The organism is Mariniflexile sp. AS56, from assembly GCF_030552475.1.
Classification (GTDB): domain Bacteria; phylum Bacteroidota; class Bacteroidia; order Flavobacteriales; family Flavobacteriaceae; genus Mariniflexile.
Genome location: NZ_JAUPED010000006.1, coordinates 156,876 through 181,353, shown reverse-complemented (window position 1 = coordinate 181,353; position 24,478 = coordinate 156,876). Strand labels below are relative to the sequence as shown.

The window sequence follows — 24,478 nt, the reverse complement described above, 5'->3', positions numbered from 1 at the left end:
TGTTATGAACTGTATAGTCTGTTTTTTTTAAATTTAAAAAGTTGGCGGACTCCAATTAGGGATTCCCACTTCTTTTAATTGTTTGTAATAGCGTGCATGTAAGGGTTGCTCTTTTACTTTTTGTCGGTTTTCATTTATCATCAACGGAATGGATGTTTCCCACCACTTGCTATAAGGCACTTTAAAGCTTGCTGCAACATCAGGATGGGCTTCTATAACATTGGTTGTTTCCCCAGGATCTTTCGTTATATCATATAACTCTGTATTATTTACAAAACGCCATTTTTGACTTCTAATAGCCATTTTTTCAAATTTCGCGTCATCTACTTTACCTGTCGCCCATCTTCCACAATGTGTAAACAGCATTCTATCAGTCCACTCTCTCGTGGTACCTTCTAATAATGGCAATAAGGAACGACCTTCTAAATTTTGTATTTCATTGGGAAGTTCAGCGCCTGCTAATTCAACAAATGTTTTATACATATCTACATGTGCTGTAAGTTCATTAATATCTCGTCCTTCGGAAAGAACACCTTTCCAATGCCAGAAAAAGGGCACATGGTTTCCGCCTTCATTTGGCGAGTTTTTCCCTCCTTTAAGATTGGCATTAAAATGTTTAACGCTTTCCCCATTTAAAGTTCCTCTTAAATGAGTTGCCCCATTATCTGTCGTGAAAATAACAAGCGTATTTTCTAAAGCATGCCATTCGGTAAGTTTACGCATCAAAACCCCAAAGTTATCGTCAATATTTTCTATCATGCCATATCTTCCGGCAGTACCTTCATCATACCCTAAATCTAAAAAACGTTTTTTATAGGCTTCTGGAGCCACTAAGGGCGCATGAGGTGCGTTTAATGAGATGTAAGTGAAATACGAATTTTTAGCCTCAATTTGTTCTTTTGTCCAAGCCAATGCGGCATTAAAAAAAACATCTGTACAAAAACCTTTAGTTTTCACAATAGTATCATTATGTAACAGCACATTGTCAAAATATACGTTTTCTTCATTTGCTGGAAAATCGCCTAACTTCACTTGTCCAATACCACCTGAACCATGCATTAACACTTCGTTAAAACCTCTGTTTTGAGGCAGGTATTCGTCTCCATCTCCCAAATGCCATTTTCCAAACAACCCTGTTTGATAGCCCGCAGATTGTAAAGCTTGCGGGAATGTATAGACATCCAACGCCATACGCTCACGTTCCAAAATGGTGTGTGTTACCCCTACTCTAAATTCATGACGACCACTCATTAAAGATGCTCGTGTAGGAGCACAAGTGGGACTTACATGATATTCTGTAAAACGCGTAGATTTTTCATAAAAAGCATCCATATGGGGTGTTTTCACCACTTGATTTCCCATGCAAGACAAATCGCCCATACCTTGATCGTCCGTCATGACAAAAATAATGTTTGGACGGCTGTTTTTTAGTTTTCCTGAACTTAATTGTGCATCTGCTATTTGTGTAAAAAACAAAATAGACATAAAACTAAAACTGGTATGAAAGATTTTTTTCATGACTAATTTTTAATTGATTTTATGAAGTTTTCCTTTAACCATAAATCTGTTTTCATCAATTAAAATAAAAATATATTCTTGTGCTTCTTTAGGGACATTGAAGGTGAAGTCTAATTCGTTATTAGCAGCAACTACAGGCACTTTAATATAAGTTGTAGACAGTTTTCCTCTAGTTTTCTTCCCATTCTTATCCACTGCTGGATCTCCTACTTTTACAAGCGCATAGCTTTCAACCACTTTAGATTTTCCTTTTTCCAATTCAACAGAAACTTTTCGAGATTTCGCATCGAATGAATCCGTTATAATAGTTGGAACAGCTGCTATATTTTCTTTTTCTGAAGCATCTTTTGTATTCTCTATACTTTTATAAGGTAATGGTGCATTATAGTCTTTTAAATATTTTTCTAATCTGTCAGATAAATCTTTAACGACTTTTGGCTCTTGTTTTGCTATATCATGCTTTTCTTCTAGATCAAATCGTTTACCATCTTTATACAAACGATGCAACACATAATCACCCGTATCAAAGTTTTTATACAATTTATAGTCTCCTGCTCTTATAGCAGACTGATTTTTAGAATCGTTACCATAAGGATAGTGCCACCATAAATCTTCTCTTGATTTTCCATCCTTATTTTTTACAACATTTTCATTGTTGAATAAGACTTTAGAAATATCTAAACCATCCAAATCCGCGGTGTAATTCGTTGGAATTTTACTATTAGTAAGATTTAAAATAGTTGGATATAAATCTAACTGATTAATCAAAAGATCTCGTGTTTTTTCCTTTGGAATATTTGGCCCCGAAAAAAGCATTGGCACTCTAATACCACCTTCTTCCGTATATTTTTTACCTTTATCTAAAGGTGCATTATCAGACATTATCTCATCTCTACGACTTTCAGCACCTCCATTGTCTGAAGAAAATATGACATAGGTAGTCTCGTATAATTTTTTGCCTGGATTTCTAGGATCGTCTGTTTTCTTTAACAAATCTACTACACGTCCTAAACTCCAATCTAAAGTAGTAACCATGGCGCCAAAATAAGGGTTGTTTTGGCCCCCTGCCGTCATTGGAATATCTTTTTCAGGAAAATCCAATCCTAATTTATCACAGTAATATTGTAATAATTCTTTGTTTTTAGTATGAATTGGGTAATGCACCATCCAATGTGCTAAGTACAAAAAGAACGGTTCCTTTTTATTATTAGTTATAAATTCAAGTGCGTTTTCAGTTACCTCGTCCTTTGGGTAGGAAATCCCATTTGGAGATTCCTTTGTGAACGGATAGTATTTTTCATCACTTAAACGGTATGGATCTTTTTTATCATGCGTTGCAAAATCATTCACACGATTCTTATCTCCTTTAGGTCCTTGATGCGCTCCTCTAGATTCGTGTGCAAAATCAAAACCTTGATTCGTTGAACTCTGAATTTCAAGAGCCCCTGCATGCCATTTTCCTATATGTCCCGTTCTATATCCATTCATTTTCAACGCTTCTGCGATAGTAAAATGCTCAGGAGTTAATCCTTCTGGGAAAAATGGACTAATACTTGCTGAACCTCTACTAGGTTTAGGAATATCTCCTCCAGCAACATTTGTAACCCCTGTTTTTGCAGGATGTAACCCCGTTAAGATGGAACATCTTGACGGAGCACAAGTAGGTGCTGCAGAATAAGCATTACTAAAATTTAAAGACTCTTTTGCCAATTTTACAATATTGGGAGTTTCCCAAACGCATGGGGCGTCAAGATCATTTAATTGTACGTCTTGCCAACCCAAATCATCCGCATAAAAAATGATGATATTCGGTTTTATTAAATGATCTTTCTTCTGACTATTCCCATCGTTAGAGAAAAAAAATGCCATTAAGACTAAACCTAAAAATAAATTGTTGTTTTTCATTATCTCTGTTTTTTAAACAAATATGATACTGTTATAGCTTCATAAACAGTATCACATTCAAAGTTTTATTTTATTTTACTTTATGAAATTCACTTTTTACCATAAATCTATTTTCGTCAATTAAAATGACACCATATTCAGCTGCATCTTTAGGCACATTAAACGTGTACTCTAAATTGTCTTTAACCGTATTAACTGGTACTTTTATATAAGTTGATGAATGCTTTCCTAGCTTTGTTTTCTTCCCATTATTTTTTACTTCAACAACATCAGTAATTTTTACAAGTGCATAGGTTTCGATAATTTTAGATTTCCCTTTTTCCAATGTAATAGACACTTTACCAGATTTTGCATCAAAAGTATCACCAACAACAACAGGTATAGAAACTACATCGCCTTCTTTTTTGAATTTTACAGGATTTTTATAAGGATATTTAGCATCGTAGTCTTTTAAATGTTTTTCCAATCTTGCTGCCAAATCTTGAACTACTTCCGGCTCTTTTTTAGCAATATCGAACTTTTCTTCTAAATCGGCTCTTTTTCCATCTTTATACAAACGATATAACTCATAATCACCTTTGATAAGATTCTTATACAGTTTATAATCGCCACTTCTAATAGCCGACTGCATAGTCTCATCTTGATTATGAGGAAAATGCCACCATAAATCTTCTCTTGGTGTACCATCGTTATTTTTGATAGTCTTTTCATTATCTAACAAAACACCTGTAATATCTAATCCGTCCAAATTAGTCCCGTATTGCGTTGGTATTTTACTGTGTGTAAGGCTTAAAAGTGTTGGAAAGTAATCTAACTGATTTACCAAACCATCATATGTTTTACCTTTTGGAATATTGGGTCCAACAACCACCATAGGCACTCTAATACCTCCTTCTTGAGCGTGTTTTTTACCTTCATCTAAAGGGTAATTATCTGTTACTAAATCTCCATTGGCTCTTTCTGTACCACCGTTATCTGAAGTAAATATAATATAAGTAGTCTCATATAATTTTTTACCAGGGTTTCTAGGGTCGTCTGTTTCCTTTAACAAATCTACCACGCGCCCTAAACTCCAATCTAAAGAGGTTACCATAGAACCATAAAATGGATTGGTTTGCCCTTCTGTCGTAATAGGAATATCTTTGGTTGGAAAGTCTATGCCCAATTTATCGCTATAATATTGTAATAATTCTTTGTTTTTTGTGTGAATTGGTGCATGCACTAACCACTGTGCTAGATATAAAAAGAAAGGTTTGTTTTTACTTTTGGTTATAAACTCCAGTGCTTTTTCAGTAACCTCATCTGTTGGATACGAAATGCCGTTTGGAGATGCTTTCGTAAAAGGCGGGTATTTTTCATCACTCAAACGATAGGCATCATTTTTGTCGTGTGTTGCGAAATTAGTTAAACGGTTGTCTGGTTTTTTCGGACCCTGGTGCGCGCCTCTAGATTCAAAAGAAAAATCGAAACCTTGATTTGATGAACTTTGAATTTTAAGATTTCCAGCATGCCATTTACCAACATGCCCTGTTGTATAGCCGTTGGCTTTTAAAGCTTCTGCTATAGTAAAGTTTTCAGGCATTAATCCTGATGGAAAAAATGGAGTCACGTAACTTGAACCTCCAGAAGATTCTGGCATACCACCACCACTTACATGTGTTATTCCTGTTTTAACGGGATGTAACCCACTTAATAAAGCACTTCTAGATGGTGCACAAGTAGGTGCTGGAGAATACGCGTTAGTAAAATTTAAACCCTCTTTTGCCAATTTTGTAAGATTCGGGGTTTCCCAAGGACTTGGTTCATCCAAATTATTTAATTCAGTATCCTGCCACCCTAAATCATCTGCATAAAAAATAATGATATTGGGTTTAATATCTGCTTTTGCTTTTTGCGCGGTGGCTGTATAAGAATATAGCAATACGCTAGATACTACCAGTATTTTATTAATAAAAAGTGTTCTGTTTTTCATTATGTTTATTGTTATTTAAATTATTTCCAGTTTAGTTTTGCTGTTTTATTTTCAATATCTAGGGTGACATCTAAATGTTCAAATGACCTTTTATAGACATAGCCGGTGCGTACTGCAGGGCCTTTAGGTGCTCCTAATTTATTTTCATACTGCGGAAATGACTTTAACCAAACAGATGATGTTTTACTATTATAACCGTCGTGAGGATAGACATAACTGTGTTTTTCGGCACAAACTAGAAAGATAGCTAACACGTAATCCAAACGCTCCTTAAAGTTTTCGTTTGACTTAACTGCTTTTCTTTTGTCATCTATTCCTTTTACTTCTCCATCTTCTCCCTCACCAAGTCCTATAGACATAGCTACTATATTCCCTTCTTTAGCTGATTTTTGAAAAGCTTCAATTCCCTTAGAAACGTACTCTGCATACGTCATACCAAAACTTTCGTGCTCAAATCCTTCAAGGTACGTACCATCAAAATATTTCAAGTATTCTCTTCCTACGTCTTTAAACTCTGGACGAACACGTAATATATTAGCCAAAAGTATATTATCCTTACCTACACCCGCTTTTAAATCTGCCATCATCTTAAAGTAACCCGCTTCTAATTCCTTTTGTTTTTTAGCCCCTACTTTACTATTAAAAAAACCAGGAACTAATACTTTGATATTGGCATCTAGAAAGACTCCGTCAATATAAGGACTGTCGGTTTCTTTTTTCACATGATTCAACCAGTACGAACGAACGTAATCTTTGCTAAGGTCAAAATAACCTGTCTTTCCATTTGACATAAAAACTTTTTGCCCTTTATCATTTACTAATAAGGCATCAGGATTCTTTTTCAAAAATGCTTCATCTTCTGCATAAGTACTCCAATTGATTACTACATTTTTGTAATAAATAATTTTAGTCTTAGGATTCAATTTCTTAACCTCTTTTGCTGCTTCGATAGTTCCTTTTTCGGTAGAGCCAAATGTTTTGCTACCCGTTGTTTTCTCAAAAGTTACTAAAGGGTATTTTGATATATATTTAATTTCATCCTTAGTAAAAGCATCGTCTTTACGCACATGCATGTATAAGGGCATCGTGTCCCAAGAAAATTCTGGAAGTTTTCCAGTGTCTTGAATTTGAGCAGCACTGCAGCCCACAGATAGTATGGCTAGTAGTACTAAATAAACGTTGTTATAATTCATTATTGGTTATGGTTATTTTAAATATTAGCACTCTATTTCAATGTTATTTTAAAACATACTGCTGGTTGTTTTGGTAATCCCTTTGGTTGATTGATTGATAAACCACCTATGTTTTGTGACCAATTTATTTTCTCGTTGCTTCCTAATAAGCTAATATCTTTTATTTCCTTGTTTAAGACACCTTTACTTTTTAATGTTTTAATTAAAACGCCTTCCGTAGGAGCTGCCAATACAAAAACATACAAATCTCCGTTTTTAGTTGTAAAGCGTATATCTTTATCCGAATATTCTTTTAAATTCTCACCTGTTCTTTTGGTTACAATCTCTAAAGGGCCTTCGCCATACACTTTCCAAGGTCTTGTGCCATAAACGCCATCTCCATTAATGCTAATCCAATCTCTAAAAGCGCGTAAGATAATCGCTTGAGCTTCTGGTAATGTACCATCCCCTTTAAGCCCTACATTCATCATTACCACACCATTTTTACTTATGGCATCAACAGCATTACCTATTAATACTGGAACACTCATTTTAGTTTTGGCTCCTTTTCTGTAAAACCAGTTTCCAGAAAGATCTGTAGCCCACATCCAAGGGTATTCTTGCTTTTCTGCAAACATGCCCCGTTCTAAATTATAGGTAAAAGCCGCTTTATTCTCTTTTTGATTTTTAAATGACAATACGGTGGTTTGTTTTCCATTGTTTTGCTTTAAATCATGATTTAAGAAATCAGAAAAAAGTTTAACACCTAAGCCCTTCCCTTTTTTTTCATCTGGATAAGGAGAATCGTTATTAAACATGTCTGGATTGTATTTTTCAATTAAATCCCAACAACGTTTGTACCAATGCTCGTTCCAGCTATCTTGCGATGCAAATCCTTTAGGATCATAATCCATATTAAATAATTCCCACTCTGGCGTGCCTGGTTTTTGATATTGACGCGCCGTATTAAAAAAACGTGGCGACCAGTATAGATGTGTTGAGACTCCAAATTTTATACCGTTATTATATGCAGCGTCTTTCCAATCTTGAATAAGGTCTCTTTTAGGCCCCATTTTAACCGAATTATAAGAAAAGAAAGAGTCGTACAAATCGAAGTTATCATGATGTGTTGCTACTGGCATAATAAAACGAGCGCCACATTCTTTGAAAAAAGCAACGAGTTCTTCTGGTTTAAAATGCGCTGCTTTAAAAGTTGGAATAAATTTTTCGTACCCAAATTGTGATGGATTGCCATAGCGTTCTGTATGCCATTCCGTTAACTCTTTAGTCGTCCTAAAATCACCTTCACTAGCCCCTAAATAGCCTGCTTCGCCATACATGCGTCTTCCATAATGCGAACCATCATGCGGCCTATTTTCATCAATTGCAGACGACACGCCCCAGTGCACCCAAATCCCGATTTTACCATCTTCAAACCACTCAGGCACTTCATAATTTGCAGCCATTGATTCCCAATTGGGCGCTATCTTTTTCACTTCTTTAAATTTTTGTTCATTTTGACCTAAAGTAATTAGAGTTGAAGCGAACAATAAACCAGTTACAAAATGTTTTAAATTATACATGCAAATTATGCTTTGTTATTTTTTTGATAAAATTAACTTCAAATAATAATATTGACTTCCTCTATTTCATCAAAAACATGCTCTAAATGACCACTAGGCTCTTAACAACAAGACATCATACATGTATACAACTCACGATTATTATTACTCATACCCTTTCTTAAAATCATTTCTTTTCACTTGATTAGTAAATTTTACGAAAATCAAATTTAAAATAAAACTAGAAAGGCAGGTATAACGGGCTATTTCACATGTTTGCTCAAAATGAGCAAAGATTTGAGCGAATACAGAAAAACGGTTTTTTGATAATTGCTTTACATTAGCAAAAACTAAATAAACTATAATTTATATGAAAAACATTGTAACCATTTTTCTTATCATGCTAAGCGTTCATGCTTTTTCGCAAGAAAAAAGTATTTCAGGAAGTGTGATAGATGGAACAAACCAACCTTTAATAGGTGTTACTATTATTATTAAAGGCATGGCCAAAGGCGCCATAACAGATTTTGATGGACAATATGCCCTGAAAGCCAAACCTGGAAATGTTTTAATATTTTCCTATTTAGGTACAGAAACCAAAGAGGTTGTGGTAGGGAATGAAAACATTATTAATGTAACATTAATTAAATCGGACACCTCACTTGATGAAGTTGTTGTTGTTGGTTATGGAACGGTAAGGAAAAGTGATTTAACAGGATCTGTATCTTCCATTAAAGCCGAAGAAATTACTCAAGCAGGGGCTGTAAGTCTAGATCAAGCCTTAGCAGGTAAAGCAGCTGGTGTTGTTGTAACACAAAATTCTGGTGAAGCTGGCACAGGTGCTTCCATTCGTGTTAGAGCTATTAGCTCGCTAAATGGTAGTGAACCCTTATATGTTATAGATGGTATCCCGATGGATAATTCGAGTTCCGACGGATTAGGTAGCGAAGATGTAGAAAGCTCCTCTTTAAGCCCTCTGGCAATGATCAATCCTTCAGACATAGAATCTGTAGAAATTCTTAAAGATGCATCTTCAACGGCCATATATGGTTCACGTGGTGCTAATGGGGTTATATTGATTACAACAAAAACTGGAAAAACAGGTAAAGGAGTTGTTTCAGTAGAACAAGAGTATGGAGTTTCAGAAGTTCCTATGTATATAGATGTATTAGACGCGAATAACTATTATATATTAAATCGTGAAGCATCTGCTAATGCTGGTAATGGCAATGTAGAAGCAGAATCGGTTAGACTAGATTCTGCTAGAGCTGGCTTACTACAAAATAACGATTGGCAAAAAACCCTTTTTCGTCTAGGGACTACATCCAATACCAATGTTGGTTTTAGTGGTGGTAATGAAGATGTTAAATACTTAATTTCAACAAACTACCTAAATGCACAAGGTCTTGTTAAAGGCACAGATTATAAACGTGCTTCAACTAGGGCCAACATAAATGCTAATATTTCTGAAAAATTTAAAGTAAGCACTAGTATAAATTATTCTCATGTCACTTCAACCCAAAAAGCCATTAGCACGAAGGTTAATAATATTAGAGGTGCAACCAGTGCTGTTTCTAGAGCTCTTAGAGCGTCACCAACTTCAGGTCTTCTCTCTGATGATGAGGATGAAGGTATTGAGCTTTGGACTCCTATTACAGCATTAGCAGCTAACAATTACAATAATTTACTTACTCAAATGATAGGTAATATTGATGCTACCTATAATTTCACAAAGGCTTTATCATTCAAAACTGCATTTTCGTATCAAAATAGAAATACAGCGCAACGTTATTACCAATTAAATATTTTACCAAATAACGTAGCTGAAGGCGGTAGAGCGAGAACTGGAGATTCTAGAAATACAAGAACGACTATTACAAACACTTTAAATTTCAGAAAAAAAATAGGTAGAAAAAACAGCATTAATGCCATTTTAGGACAATCGCTTGAGTCTAGTGAAAGTGAAGGTATTTATGTTTCTAATTATGGATTTGCTAATGATTTATTAACATACTACGATCCAGGTTCGGCAACCTTTCAAGATCCTGATAGAGTTTCTTATTCAGAAGACAAATTAGCTTCGTTCTTTGGAAGAATAAACTATACGTATAATAAAAAATACTTGTTTACATTAACAGGACGTTATGATGGATCTTCAAAATTTGCGGCTAACAAAAAGTGGGCGTTTTTTCCAGCAGCGGCTTTTGCTTATAAGCTTTCAGAAGAGAATTTCATGAAAAATAGTTCTACTATAAATGAGCTAAAACTACGGATTAGTTATGGTGCTTCTGGTAACCAAGCCATCCGAACGTATCAATCTTTAGACCAATACACCAGCGATTTAACCGCATTTAATGAGGCTACGTCTACCATTTATTATTCTAGCCAATTACCAAACCCTAATTTAACATGGGAAACCACAACACAATTAGATGCTGGAATAGATTTTGGATTATTTAAAAACAAATTAACAGGAACACTTGAATATTATAACAAAATAACAGAGGACCTATTATTTACGGGTAATAGAATACCAGTACAATCTGGATTTGGCACGTACACCGAGAACTTTGGCTCTTTAGAGACCAATGGACTTGAAGCTTCATTCAATGCTCGTATCATAAACAGTGAAAATTTTTCTTGGAGAGTAAAAGGTAATATTGCTACAGGTAAAACAACTGTTAGAAATATGGCTTCAGATTATCTTTTCAGTGGATGGGATCCTGGAACTATTTCCGGCGGAACCCAACGTTTAATTATAGGCCAAGAAATAGGAACCTTCTTTGGTTATAAAACTGCAGGAATAGCTCAGTTTGATGACTTTGTAGAGTTTCAAGGTCTTACAAATCAAGAGCGTATCGACATGTATAATGCGACTCCTGATGCTACTTATACTTTTGTAGATGGTTACGAAGGAGGTCAGCCTGTAACAGATTTAGACCGCAGACCAGGAGAACAATTATTTGAAGATGTAACACCCGATGGGGCTATTAATGCGGATGATAGAACCATAATAGGTCAAGCACAACCGGACATAACCTTTGGTATTAGCAATGTTTTTAAAATTGGCGGTGTAGATTTTAGCATTTTTGTAGATTCTCAAATAGGAAAAGATATAGCGAATATACAAAACATTCGTCTGTTAAACTTTAGCGGAAGACAAAGTTTAAACCTTACACAAAATAGATGGACACCCACAAACCCTAGTACGGTTTGGCCAAGAGTAGATTCTGGTAATAACAGTAACAACACCAATCTTTTTAGCGATCGTTATATTGAAGACGGCTCTTTCGTTCGTTTACAAAATGTAACTATTGGCTACAACTTTAAAAAAGAATTGACTGAAAAACTAAACATAAGTAGTTTAAGAGTATACGTTTCTGGAACCAACTTACATATTTGGACTAACTACACAGGCTTTAGCCCTGATGTATCATTAAGAGGGTCTTCTACAACAAATTTAGGACACGACAATGCTGGTTATCCATCTGCACGTGTTATCAGAATGGGAGTCAACTTAAAATTTTAAAAAACAAACTTAAAACATAATAAAGATGAATATAAAAATAAAAATAGGCTTATTACTACTTGTAGTCATGAGTATATCGTGTGAGGAATATCTTCTAGAAGAACCACCAACCTTTATTTCAGAAAGTAATTTTTTCAAAACTGCCGGAGATGCTAGAACAGCTGTTGATGGTGTTTACAAAAGCTTAAGCAACGTACATAACAGGTTTTGGACCGCTGTAGATGCCTATACAGATGATCAAGTAAGTAGAAGACAAGGTGGAAATTATGATGCCTTTGGAACGCATACCTTATCACCATCCGATCCCGTATTTGAACAACATGGTGTGTATAGTGAATGGTGGATAGGCATTGGTAGAGCTAATACCGTATTAACCTATGTGCCAGCAATAGATATGGATGAGGCTGAAAAAAACAAAGTTTTAGGTGAAGCAAGAGCCTTAAGAGCCTTATACTACTACCAATTAGTGAGAGCCTTTGGCGATCAACCATTAATCGTTAATGCAATCACTTCTGAAGCCGATTTTCAAAAACCAAGAGTAAGTGCCGAAGACATTTACGATCAGGTTATTATTCCTGACCTTCAGTTCGCCGAAGCAAATTGTAGCGATGCTTTACACGATGGCCATATTACAAAATGGACTGCGAAACTTCTTTTATCTGAAGTATACTTAACACGAGCAGGTCATAGAAGAACATCTCAAGGTGATTTTATTCAAGGCGATGCGTCCAATTGGGCTTTAGCACGTGATAAAGCAAAAGAGGTTATTGACAATTCTCCACATAGCTTAAACCTTGTGGGGTCAGGAAATACACCGGCATTTGGTATGGCATGGGAAGACAACAACCCATTTACAAAAGAATCGATGCTAGAATTATCATATGTGCAAGTTGCAGGTCTTGGTAGTTGGTTAAGTAGAGAAAGTAACGGTACCGGAAGTGCTGCAGGCTACTGGGGAGGAAATGCCAATGCAACACCTTTAGAAAATGAAGGCTGGCCAGGTAATCTTAGACAGGAAACAGAAGATAACCCTGATGGTTTATTCTTCCCAGGAAGGCCACCAGGAGTAGGTGCACAATTGCCGACCCCAGATTTATATAGTGCCTTTGAAGATGGCGATGAACGACTTTGGAGCATCATGACCAGATATGACTCCCCTTCTGGGAAACCATACCTTTGCCAACCAACCTTTAGAAAATTTATAGATATCTCTTACTATCTTGGTTTGGAGGGAACAAGTTTTCAATATACTAATTCAAATGTGGTATTATACCGCTATGCGGATGCTTTGTTGATCTATGCAGAAGCGCAAAATGAAGCTGATGGTACTCCAAATACCGATGCTTATAAAGCCATAAATGATTTGAGAAATAGAGCAGGATTAAATGATTTAACACCTGCCCTATCACAGACTAATTTTAGAGAAGCTGTTTGGCAAGAAAGACGCGTGGAATTAAATGCAGAATTTAAACGAAAATTCGATTTAATAAGAACCAATAGATTGGTTGCAGAGACCACCAACATTCTTCTTGATTGGACCGAAGATCAAGGTTCTTTATCAGATTACACAAATGTTTATACCCCATTTTATAACGAAAGACCTCAATGGCCAGATAACGAATGGTTATTCCCTATCCCTCAATCTGAAATAGAATTGAATCTAGAAAATGGTTGGAAACAAAATGAAGGCTATTAAAACCTTTTAACACAAAATACAATTATTAAGGGGCTTTAATTAAACACCTTAACCAAATCCCTTTAATAATACATTTTAAACTTTTCAAAAATAAAAAAATTAATAATGACCTTAAAAAGAAAAAACACTCCTTTCTTCCTACTGGGAATGGCCCTACTTCTTATTAGTTCGAATGCGTTCTCTCAAACTAAGACCGAAAACATGGACGAAATGTGGGGTGAAACAAAAGTATCTGTAGACGCCTTAAAAAGCGGAAAAGCAACCTTTTTTGATGAAAGTAACTTTGGAATGTTTATCCACTGGGGATTGTTTTCTAATCTAGGTGGCGTTTGGGACAATAAAACGTATTACGGTATAGGCGAATGGATTATGAATCCTAGAATGGCAGGAATTCCTGTTAAAGATTATAAACAAATTGCAAATAATTTTAACCCAACTGGTTTTGATGCTAAAAAAATAGCACAATTAGCCAAAGATGCTGGCATGAAATATATTGTAATTACCAGTAAGCATCATGAAGGGTTTGCCATGTTCGATTCTAAAGTAAGTGATTTTAACATTGTAGATGCCACACCTTTTGGAAGAGACCCTATGCACGAGTTGGCAGATGCCTGTCACGAAATAGGCTTAGGTTTCGGGTTCTATTACTCGCACAACCAAGATTGGACAGCACCTGGAGGAACTAGGGGCCCTAAGACAGACGAAAAGGGCAAAGAAGCTACTTTTAAAGATTACTTTTATAACAAGTGTAAGCCACAAGTAAAAGAAATTTGCACAAATTATGGCGATATCGATTTTGTATGGTTTGATACGCCTGGAGATATGGAAGAAAAATACGTTGTGGAGTTAGCCGCTATGGTTAGAAAACTACAACCAAAAGCTATGATGTGTAGCCGTGTAGGTTATGGTTTAGGCGATTATGCCAGTGTAGGCGATATGGAAGTTCCAACAAAACGTATTGAAGGCTTATGGGAAACATGCGATACCAATAACGATTCTTGGTCTTATGCTTGGTATGATAATAACTTTAAAAGTCCGAAAATAATTTTAGGCCGATTGGTAGAAACCGTTGCTAGAGGTGGTTCTTATCTATTTAATGTAGGTCCAAACCAATTAGGTATGGTTCCTGAAATAGGTGCTGAATTTTTAAGAGAATCAGGGAAATGGTTAAAGAAATACCCTCAAGTAGTATATGCAGCAGGCGCTTCACCATGGGATTACAAATTACCATGGGGTGATGTGACTACCAAAGGTAGCAGCATGTATTTAGCAGTTTCAGAATGGCCTACGGATGGTAAATTGTATTTACCTGGTTTGAAAACTAAAATTAAGTCGGCTAAAATATTAAATCCTGAAGGTGAAGATAAAACCATTGAATTCAATCAAGGTAAAGATAATTGGGTAACTTTCAATGTGCCCTATAAAGCACCAGATCTTTTAATTTCTATTATTGAAGTGGAGGTTGATATTCAAAATAACGCTGAAATAGTTGCTGAAGATACAGCATTAGGTGTATATCCAAATACTGAAACAGAGTTAATAACCGAATTTGGAACCGTTAGCAATGCCACCCAAGAAAACAAACGTTGGATGGAAAAATTTGGTGAATGGAAACATGCCAATCAAGTTGGCGACTGGAAAGAAAACGGTGAAGTAACTTGGAAAATCGATGTTAAAGAAGCAGGCTACTACTATATAGATTTATCGTATAAAGGCGAAGACCGTTTAGTTTGGAAAACTATGACAGATGAAGGTGTTATGGTACAAAACCAACAAGCAGCCACCGAAAAATATGTATTTTACAATATGGGGATTTTAGAATTTAAAACCCCAGGAATTCACACCATAACAACTACTTTGGTAGAAGGAAATAGAGAAACAGCGAGTCTAAAATCAATAGCATTAAGACCCATTAATTAATTTATGAAACGTACTTCTGTCAAAATTGTAATTAATGCGTTGATCTTGTTTATTTGTTATCAATCTACAAGTCAAACAAACCAAGCCTTTCCAAAATTCAATTGGGATAAAGTTCCCATTGCATTTCATTTTGGAAAAAACGGCGCATTAACCAACGATGAGGCAAAATTTATTACATCCCGTTCCAATTTTATTGTTTTAGAAAAGGGACATGGGCTTCCTACATATAAAAACACAGAAATGGGTATTGAGGCCGACGCTAAAAAATTAAAGCGATTCAATCCAGATATGAAAGTTATTTTCTATTGGAATGCCTTTTTAGATTACTCCATGTATGAAGCACATGATGTTTACACAAATCACCCCGAATGGTGGCTAAAAACTAAGGACGGAAAACTTGATCTAAAAAACGAAAAAATAAAACGCTATGATTTGTCCAATCCAGCAGTAAGAAAATGGTGGGTTGAAACGGCAAAAAATGAAATCACTAAAGGTTCTACCGATGGTGTTTTCATGGATGCGTTTATTCAAGTAACAAATCCTGCCAATATTGAATTTTGGGGAGAAACGAAATATAATAGCATTTTAGACGGCTTAAAAAAGTTAATAGCTGAGACCAGAATTGCTCTTGGAAATGACAAGCTCATAGTTTATAACGGCATACGAAGTACTCCCAATAGAAATGTTGGAAATAACTTCCCGGATAACACCGATGCTGTAATGATTGAGCATTTTGGCATAATCCAAAGTCATTCCAAAGAAAGCATGCTTCAAGACATACTGGAAATGGAAAAAGCTGGAAAAACAGGAAAAATTGTTGTTTTTAAAGGATGGCCTGGATATGCTTGGATAGACAAAGATTTCATGGCGAAACCTTTAAAAGAAAAGCAAAAAATATCTAAAGAAAACATCACATTTCCATTAGCTTCATTTTTAGTCGGTGCTCAAGAAAACTCCTATTTCATATACAATTGGGGTTACCGTTTTGAACATGGAGCAACAGATTGGTATCCTGAATTTGATAAACACTTAGGTAAACCATTACACGATATGAAAGTAAATGGTTGGATACTAACCCGTGAATTCGAGCACGCTTCTGTTTGGGTTAACCTTGACACCAAAGACGCTAAAATAGATTGGAAATAGTCATAGGCTCCTTCCAAATCTATGAAACTAAAATACCTTAGAATTTTATATTCTGAATTAAAGCCTAAAAGGTCCTTTTCAGGGCTCTGGGTCCAGCTTTGCCTCTTAAATTCTAGTATCGCTAGATTTTAAAACCATTTCAAAATGGTCTATGCTTTTTGTATTAAAAGCATTAATCTATTAAAAAAACAAAAAACTATTATTATGTATTCATTAAAAGCAATCACCCTTGTTTCTGCTTTCTTTCTTTTAACCATTTCGGTACAATCTCAACAAAACTCATTGAAAATGGAAGGTGTTATTTTAGATCAAACTAAATATAGCATCCCCTATGCGGCTATTGGAATACCTTCTAAATGGATAGGAACTTCAAGTAATGAAGATGGTAAGTTTTACTTAGAACTATCAAAAGATAATTTATTAGACACCCTAGAGGTTTCAAGCATAGGCTATCTAACCTCAAAAATACTAGTGAAAGATTTTTTAGCCTTAAGCGAAAAAACAATCATTCTGGAGGAAGATATCGTATCTCTTGATGAAGTTAATATATTACAACCCGCGCAATATGTGCAGTTAGCGTTTAAAAACTTAAAGAATAATACGGTAAGCTCGGTACACGAATTAAAAATTTTGAATCGATTTTTCGCTGTTGAAAATGACGAAGCTAAATTTTTTGTTGAACATTATTTAAAAGTTAAAGATAGAGGTCCTAGTGGCGGACAAGAAGTAAACAGAATAGAGGTTGTAGAGGGTAGAAAATCGGCAGATTATAGGTTTTTTAAGGATAAAAAATCAAGAAGCATATACCCTATAAATTTTATGACTCGTATAGACCCTTTAAGAAGAGGTCTTTCTATTAATGATTATAAATGGACAAAAACCGGAGACACTTCTTATGACGGGGAGGATATTGTAATTATTGAAGCTCAAATTAAAACAAAAAAAAGACAGCCTTATTTAGATCCTATCCTTTATATAGGTGTTAATGACTTTAAGATATATAAAACCACCAATAAATCTTCTACTGTCATGTATATCTATAAAAAAAATAAAGACGGAAAACTCTATTTAAGCTATCACAATCATTACACAAGAAGACATCAAAATTTAACGGAACATCAACAAATAATTTTAGGAACAAAAACAAAAAACGCAAAAATTGCGGTAAGAAATGAAATAATCGTTTTGGGTATAGAAACTAATAAAAAAAACATAGACACTGAACATTCAGACGTTTATCGCAAAAGAATGCAAGATGTAGAAGTGAAATATAACTCGTTTTTTTGGAATAATTTCAACTTACCACCAGCAACAGCATATTACAAAAAAAGCGTTAAGGAGTTGGAATCTATTTACGGTGTGCCGTTAGAAACTCAATTCAATGCGGTTAATAATTAATGTTAAATTATTTTGAAAGTTTTAATGTACTTGATTACGATAAAATAACGGAATACTAAAAAGCGAAAATGATTTTAAAACTAATAAAATACAGTTTTTTGATACTAGGATTCTTTACATATTCTCAAAACACGAGTCATAATGTGAGACTTACCACCTCATCTCAAATTAAAAATGTAAAGCTGGTTACATACAATCCTTCAATAAAGATTAAAAAATTATATAAGGATATTAAACAAGCAAAAAACAGAACACCTAAAGAATTATTAAATTCACTTGCTTCTGAAAATTCTGTAGAATGGAGCAGGTTAAATCATTACAATAAAAATTTGCCAATTAGTGAAGCTAGAAAAGAATGGTTTAAGAGAAGAGCAACTGTTGATAGAGATAAACATTATTCTGATCTTATACAGGAAATGTATTTTGAATATGACAATAAACAATACTGTTGGGTAAAGTCTTGGTCACATACTGAGGTTCCAGGTAGAGGATATGGCTTATATACGCAAGTAAACCTTATGATAAAAGTTGACGAAAACAGATGGGAATTATACAACCGTTATGTCGATAAGGTTATTTTAAGAGACCTGTATAACTTTACATTATTTAAACACACCCTTTTTGAAGAAATCTGTACCAAACAAAATCCTGAAAACAATCAATATTTAGAAAACCTTTTAAATAAAGTATATGAAGGAGATGCACTAAATTTAAATACATTAAATTTTGAATTGATGCGAATGAAAGATGAAAAGGAAATTGCAAAATCTATAGGAAAATCATCATCAAATGAATTAAAATATTTTAAAGACGAATATACACGGTAATTCCCCTTGCTAGCGCTCGTTTGTAACCAGTGCCATGTTGAGTAAAAACAACATCAATTTATAAGATAGGTAACAGCGAATGCATAGTAAAAGAAACGAACCCCATCAGGAATATTAGTTAAGCGAAACCTATGCTGCATTGCTCTCGTTAAAATAGTTTCAATTTCGTTATTACTGAGGTTATTTATGGATGAAGTTCGAATACGAAAAGCACATGAATAAGCATGACCATCTTGATCGATATTATATAACAGCTTTATTCGTTCTTTATTATTTTTTAATAGTGTATAGTTCGAATTAGTAATTGATTCTTCTAAAAACGCAGAATCGAAACTATTGGACACATATTCTGCTTTAATTGTTGAATTAGATATCTTTTGTTTCAGATTGTACGGTTGCTTAGCAATGGTATCATTATATTAACTATGAAAGTTAGTTTTATAAAGTGTATAATCTCCCTCTATAGATGTTATTTGGGCATTTGAATAATTTACTGCAATTATTATCAATAACAAAAAGTTAAATGCATCTGTTTTCATGATTCTACTGTTTCATTCAATTTAAATATACTGCTTTTTTGAAATAAGCAATCGTTTTCAGTCCTAAATAAAGCCCCAACTAGCGCTCGTTTCTATCGAGTCCCATATTATGTAAAAAAAAAATCTATTAAAACACCTTAAATGTAGTGCCTTAATAGATCATTATATAAATGGCCTGTAAAACTTCCATCAAATTTTACAGGCAATTTTATTTGTTTTATTACTAATTCAATTTTTCAACATCAATATAAAACGCATTACAAGGCGTTCCATCTTCCATATCAAAATAGGCTACTAGTTCTGTTTCACCTTCAGCAACTTCCATTTCAAGCACTGTAGCACCCAGGTTATTATCTACATTAGCCTCCACTTGTTTACCTGCTATTTTTAAATAGGCTTTAGAAAACTTCATAGATTTTCCATCAACAATAGCTTCTGTATGTGAAGTTTCTGCTTGTCCGTCGGTTAGTGCTGCACCAAGGGATAAACCACTTTCTACTGGCCATCGTCTTAAATAAAACCTATAATTCCCAGCTTTTACAAAATTAACTGTAAACGGTGCTGGTTCCATTGGTTTTCCTGCACGAATCATTTGTTGGTTCCATGGTGGGTAGAAATCTATGGTACGTGCGTCATGACATGTAAGTACATCCATATCGGTTACTCCCAATTCGATCACTGAAAATTTAGTTTCTTTAATAACATCTTCCCACCAGCTTTCATAAAAAGCATTCATTTCGGCTACTTTTTCTGGGTGTGCATCTGCAACGTTGTTTTCCTGTCCTGGGTCTTCATTAATATTATAAAGTTCTTTTCCTTTAATTAAACGCCATTCATCATCCATAACACAACTATTTTTACCTTTTATTGGCCAAGGAACACGTTGTGTATCTGTAACTAAATAACGTTTTGGTGCGTCTGCTTTTCCTAATAAATAATCGCTAACATCTGTACCATCCATGGTTTTTGAAGACTTAAAATCTTGACCAACCAATTTTGTTAGAGTTGGTAGCATATCTACATGCGCCACCAAACTGTTTAATGATTTACCTCCTGTTAATCCACCATCTGGCCATCTAACTATAAAAGGTACACGATGCCCACCGTCATATTCACTCCCTTTAGTACCTCGCATTCCTGCATTGTACCCTAATAACTCATTCGATTTTTCATCTACGCTATAACCTCTTGCCGTTCCATTATCTGTTGTGAAAACAATAATGGTATTTTCAGCAATACCTAAAGTTTCTAGTTTATTCAACAACTTTGAGAAATTATCGTCAATATTAGTAATCATCCCATAAAAACGCTTTTGTTTCTCACTAATGGCCGTTTCATCTTTATACATATTATAATATTCTTCCGGCACATTATAAGGTCCGTGAGGTGCATTTAAGCTTAAGTAACAGAAGAATGGTTCGTCCTTTTTATCTTCAATAAAACTCATAGCTTCATCAAACCAAACATCGGTACAATAGCCTTCCTTTTTCTCAGGAACACCGTTTCTTTGATAAGAATCATCGAAATAATCATTATTCCAATAATCTGGTGTTTGTCCAATACCACCACCACCATGGTAAAATGCTTCATCAAAACCTCTTTCATATGGTCTAAATGGATGGTTATCTCCTAAATGCCATTTACCAAACATACCTGTTTTATAACCATTTTCTTTTAATACATCGGCCATGGTTACTTCTTCACGATTTAGCATAGACGCCCCCATAATAGTATGCCACACACCGTTTCTATTACAATTTCTACCTGTTAACAATCCTGCTCTGGTAGGAGCACACGTAGTACCTACATGGTAATTTGTTAAACTTACGGCCTCTGTCGCAAATTTATCGATGGTAGGTGTTTTTATAATTGGGTTTCCTGTATGCCCTAAATCTCCGTAGCCTTGGTCGTCGGTTATAACAAAAACAATATTCGGTCGTTTGTCTTTACTTTCAACTTTTTTCTGGTTCGATTTACAAGAAAAAAGCGCCATTGGTAATACCAAAAGGAAAAGGTAGCTTATGATATTCGCTCTTTTCAATAGCCCTTTTACAGGAAATTCATAAAAATGTGTTCGCTTCATAATTAGGTTTTATTTTATATTCTATTTTAATATCGTTCTTATGTTTAAATGTCTCAAAATAAATCAATGGTTATTCTTTATCAGACATCCAATGTAACTGAGCCCATCTTTTTTCACCATCATTTTCTTGAATAGTTCCTTCTGTACTTCTACCTTTTAGAACAATTTGAGCCAATTCGTTTCTATACTGCTCAAGTAATTCGGGTTCTTTATTTTGTAAGTTATTCATTTCCGCTATATCACTTTTTAAATTATAGAGCTGAAACTTGGGCAACCCCTTAGCTTCATCGGTGTTAATTTTAGGAAAACTCCATCCTCCAGAATCTGAACAAAAGACAGCCTTATAGTCTCCTTTACGATATGCAAACGAGCCATTTATAGAATGGTGAACTATGCTTTGTCTAGCAGTTGCTTTCGATTTCACTTTCAATGCTGATAAAAAACTAAAACTATCTTCCGCTATGCTATCTTCAATTTTCACATTTAAAGCATCTGTAACCGTAGCGAAAAAATCTGTAGTACACACCAATTGATCCGATTTACCAGATTTCACTTTTGCCGGCCAATGAACAATAAAAGGAACGCGATGTCCCCCTTCAAATATGTCGGCTTTATGGCCTCTAAAAACATAACTTGGGTTATGGTCTTTGCTTGCCAATTGCTTGAAATTTGCTGTGGGCGAACAACCATTATCACTAGTAAAAACCACAAGTGTATTGTCTGCAATACCTTGCGCTTCTAAAGCTTTCATCACCTCTCCTACTACCCAGTCTACCATCAATACAAAATCACCATACGGGTTATCTAAACCACTTTTGCCCTTAAAAGCATCTGTTGGTACAACAGGTGTATGTGGTGCAGGCAATGGCATATACAAAAAGAAAGGTGCTTTACCGTTGGCATTTTCTTTAATATAGTCAACCGTTTTTGCTGTAATTTTCGGAAGTACTTGTTCATGTTCAAAATCATTTGAGGTAAGTCCCTTTCTCCACATTTCTTGACCTATATTTTGAGTGTGCTTGGTTGGTACCATCGTTGGTAAATCATTTTCTACCCAAACATATGGTGCCATATCCAAAGAGCCATTAAATCCAAACCAATAATCGAAACCTAATGTTGTAGGCCCATTTTTAATTTTACTGGAAAAATCAACAGCATCAATACCAGCTTCCATATTTGCCCAATCCCAGCCTAAATGCCACTTACCAATCCCAGCAGTTTTATAGCCATGCGCTTTTAATAGTCCTGCCATCGTTGTTCTGTCTTGTGGAATTAAAGCCTTACTATACCCTTGTATAACACCCTTTTTTAATCTTGACCGCCAATTATAACGTCCTGTTAGGATGCCGTATCGCGTTGGAGTACATACCGCACTACTGGTATGCGCATCTGTAAACATAACACCATTGGAAGCTAGTTTATCAATTTCGGGTGTTTGGATTTTTGAGTTTTCATTATAACTAGAAATATCTCCATACCCCAAATCATCAGCTAAAATAAAAATGATATTGGGTGAGTTCTTACTCGTTTTTATTTTCTCTTGGCCAAAAGAAGAAAAAATAAAAACTCCGAACACGGTTATAAATAAGCCGACTGTTTTAATTTTACGCATACATTATTACTGTTTATTATAAAATAAATAGTGATTCCTGAAATTTACATTTTCAAGATAATCTCCTTAGATGACTGTTTTCATTAACAAAGATAAATTGGCCATGTAAATAAGCCTTACTCTAATCAGTCATTCACTTTCTCTATTTATGCAAAAGAAAGGTTTAATGTTATTTAAGAAGAATTGTGAGAAGTTTAATTACCGAAAACAAACACTAATAGCATAACCAAATAATATTAATTATTAATACCACGATATGTGAGCTTTTCCTGTTTCCGTATTAACCCAAACCGAGGCATGTTCAAAATGACGTGTAAATTCCCATGAATCGGCCGACTTTCTCACAAAAGATCCTTTAGGTTTTCCAAGTGGTTTTTCCAATTCTGGATAATCTAATAAAGACCCATGTGCCAATTGCCAGCCCCAACCATATTGAAAATAAGAATAAGGTTGAGCGCCTATTAAATAACAGGCATGGTAATATTCTATTTTTTCTTTTGAAAGCGCAGCAAATCGTTCATTACGCATTTTGCCTTTATAAAATTCTTCGTTTGCTACTGTTACCGAATCATACTCCACGCCGATACGAAATATTGACATTTTTCCAGCTTTGGCAATTCGAAGCATATCTTCCCAATCTTGAAGGAGTTTTTCTTTACTTAATAGGTCGTTACTATAATGCTCAAACATATTTGCATCTATCACAGGAAAAACATATTGTGCCGATTTGGTATGCGCATTATTTCCTAATAGAATTTTATCGGGTCCCAATTTCGTTTTTAAGGCAGTCATCATGTCTCCCATGGCTTTTTGCACCTCTTTACTTCTATCCTGACGTAACCAAGAAAACCCGTGCATTTGGTCTATAAAGGCACCATCGGCCCCAGAAAACTCAACCCCTTTGGCGACTGTATTTACCCACCAATCGCGAAACTCTGGGTTTAAAACATCGAAAAAGTAGGTGCTTCCGCGCTTTGCAAGTTCTTTAGTTTCTGGATCGACTATTAGAAATTTTTTAAGTTCGGGATGTTGATCTATCTTTTTTTGTACAAAAGCTTTATTATATGATGTAAATGGCCATGCGTATGCCGAGTTGAAATAGAAAAGCACTTTCATCTCTGGTTTCACTTTCTTAAAAGTTGCCACCTCATGCTTTGCCCCTAATTCTGCAGCTCCTAATTGTGCTTCACCATGTGATTTCTCAATACATATAAAATCTGTTCTTTTTGCAATGTGCGCTACTTCTTCTGGAAGCAGTACTCTTTTTGGGTCACCAAACATGTAGTACATAGGTGTTGTATCCCAACTAAATTTAGGGTAAAATGCTTTAACTTCAAATGCACTTCCATCACTTATTAGATTCGTATTTTGCGCTATTACACAAGACCAAAAAGTAACGACAATATATATGGAAGTGTAAAATAAAAATGTCTTATTCATGTTTTTGTTTTTATTTGATTGAGACACACATAGACGGAATGTGCTAAACTAAACCTATATATGATTGGTTCATGGAAACCCTTTTCCAAATTTATTTTTTTTAGCCTGATAACAGACTATAACTATATAAATAACCTGAAATAGACCTAAGAAAAATAT

General features: G+C 34.9%; 14 protein-coding genes. 6 read left to right on the top strand and 8 right to left on the bottom strand.

What is annotated here, in order from left to right; translation table 11 throughout:
* Window positions 1-33 precede the first annotated feature (33 nt).
* From Q5N74_RS09450 to Q5N74_RS09430, 5 genes are all read right to left on the bottom strand, one after another.
* A complete protein-coding gene (locus Q5N74_RS09450) occupies window positions 34-1,518 on the bottom strand; it encodes an arylsulfatase (protein WP_304388541.1) in 1,485 nt (494 codons plus the stop codon).
* A 9-nt stretch (window positions 1,519-1,527) separates the two neighbouring features.
* Entirely contained in the window at window positions 1,528-3,423 is a 1,896-nt protein-coding gene (locus Q5N74_RS09445) for a sulfatase (RefSeq protein ID WP_304388540.1), read from the bottom strand.
* A 70-nt stretch (window positions 3,424-3,493) separates the two neighbouring features.
* Complete coding sequence (locus tag Q5N74_RS09440) at window positions 3,494-5,395, bottom strand: sulfatase (RefSeq protein ID WP_304388539.1); 1,902 nt, start codon at window positions 5,393-5,395, stop codon at window positions 3,494-3,496.
* Window positions 5,396-5,415: 20 nt separating this feature from the next.
* Window positions 5,416-6,588, bottom strand: coding sequence for a putative glycoside hydrolase (locus Q5N74_RS09435; RefSeq protein WP_304388538.1), 1,173 nt, complete (start codon window positions 6,586-6,588; stop codon window positions 5,416-5,418).
* Between the two features lie 32 nt (window positions 6,589-6,620).
* Complete coding sequence (locus tag Q5N74_RS09430; protein ID WP_304388537.1) at window positions 6,621-8,150, bottom strand: alpha-L-fucosidase; 1,530 nt, start codon at window positions 8,148-8,150, stop codon at window positions 6,621-6,623.
* Between the two features lie 349 nt (window positions 8,151-8,499).
* Here Q5N74_RS09430 and Q5N74_RS09425 point away from each other — a divergent pair, with 349 nt between their 5' ends.
* The 6 genes from Q5N74_RS09425 (at window position 8,500) to Q5N74_RS09400 (ending at window position 18,645) form a co-directional block, all read left to right on the top strand.
* Window positions 8,500-11,658, top strand: a complete 3,159-nt coding sequence (locus Q5N74_RS09425; RefSeq protein ID WP_304388536.1) for a TonB-dependent receptor — start codon at window positions 8,500-8,502, stop codon at window positions 11,656-11,658.
* 25 nt (window positions 11,659-11,683) lie between these two features.
* Window positions 11,684-13,354, top strand: coding sequence for a RagB/SusD family nutrient uptake outer membrane protein (locus Q5N74_RS09420; protein ID WP_304388535.1), 1,671 nt, complete (start codon window positions 11,684-11,686; stop codon window positions 13,352-13,354).
* A gap of 105 nt (window positions 13,355-13,459) precedes the next feature.
* Complete coding sequence (locus tag Q5N74_RS09415) at window positions 13,460-15,274, top strand: alpha-L-fucosidase (protein WP_304388534.1); 1,815 nt, start codon at window positions 13,460-13,462, stop codon at window positions 15,272-15,274.
* 3 nt (window positions 15,275-15,277) lie between these two features.
* The gene (locus Q5N74_RS09410; protein ID WP_304388533.1) at window positions 15,278-16,420 is read left to right on the top strand and encodes a putative glycoside hydrolase; all 1,143 of its coding nucleotides are present in this window, start codon (window positions 15,278-15,280) and stop codon (window positions 16,418-16,420) included.
* Between the two features lie 204 nt (window positions 16,421-16,624).
* A complete protein-coding gene (locus Q5N74_RS09405; RefSeq protein WP_304388532.1) occupies window positions 16,625-17,818 on the top strand; it encodes a carboxypeptidase-like regulatory domain-containing protein in 1,194 nt (397 codons plus the stop codon).
* Window positions 17,819-17,886: 68 nt separating this feature from the next.
* Complete coding sequence (locus tag Q5N74_RS09400) at window positions 17,887-18,645, top strand: hypothetical protein (protein ID WP_304388531.1); 759 nt, start codon at window positions 17,887-17,889, stop codon at window positions 18,643-18,645.
* 762 nt (window positions 18,646-19,407) lie between these two features.
* Here Q5N74_RS09400 and Q5N74_RS09395 read toward each other — a convergent pair.
* The 3 genes from Q5N74_RS09395 to Q5N74_RS09385 all read right to left on the bottom strand — a co-directional run bounded on the left by Q5N74_RS09395 (window position 19,408) and on the right by Q5N74_RS09385 (window position 24,319).
* On the bottom strand, window positions 19,408-21,267 hold the full coding sequence (locus Q5N74_RS09395; RefSeq protein ID WP_304388530.1) for an arylsulfatase: 1,860 nt from the start codon (window positions 21,265-21,267) through the stop codon (window positions 19,408-19,410).
* 70 nt (window positions 21,268-21,337) lie between these two features.
* Window positions 21,338-22,879 (bottom strand): arylsulfatase, encoded by a 1,542-nt coding sequence (locus Q5N74_RS09390; protein WP_304388529.1) that lies wholly within the window; start codon window positions 22,877-22,879, stop codon window positions 21,338-21,340.
* Between the two features lie 243 nt (window positions 22,880-23,122).
* A complete protein-coding gene (locus Q5N74_RS09385) occupies window positions 23,123-24,319 on the bottom strand; it encodes a putative glycoside hydrolase (RefSeq protein ID WP_304388528.1) in 1,197 nt (398 codons plus the stop codon).
* Between the last annotated feature and the right edge of the window lie 159 nt (window positions 24,320-24,478).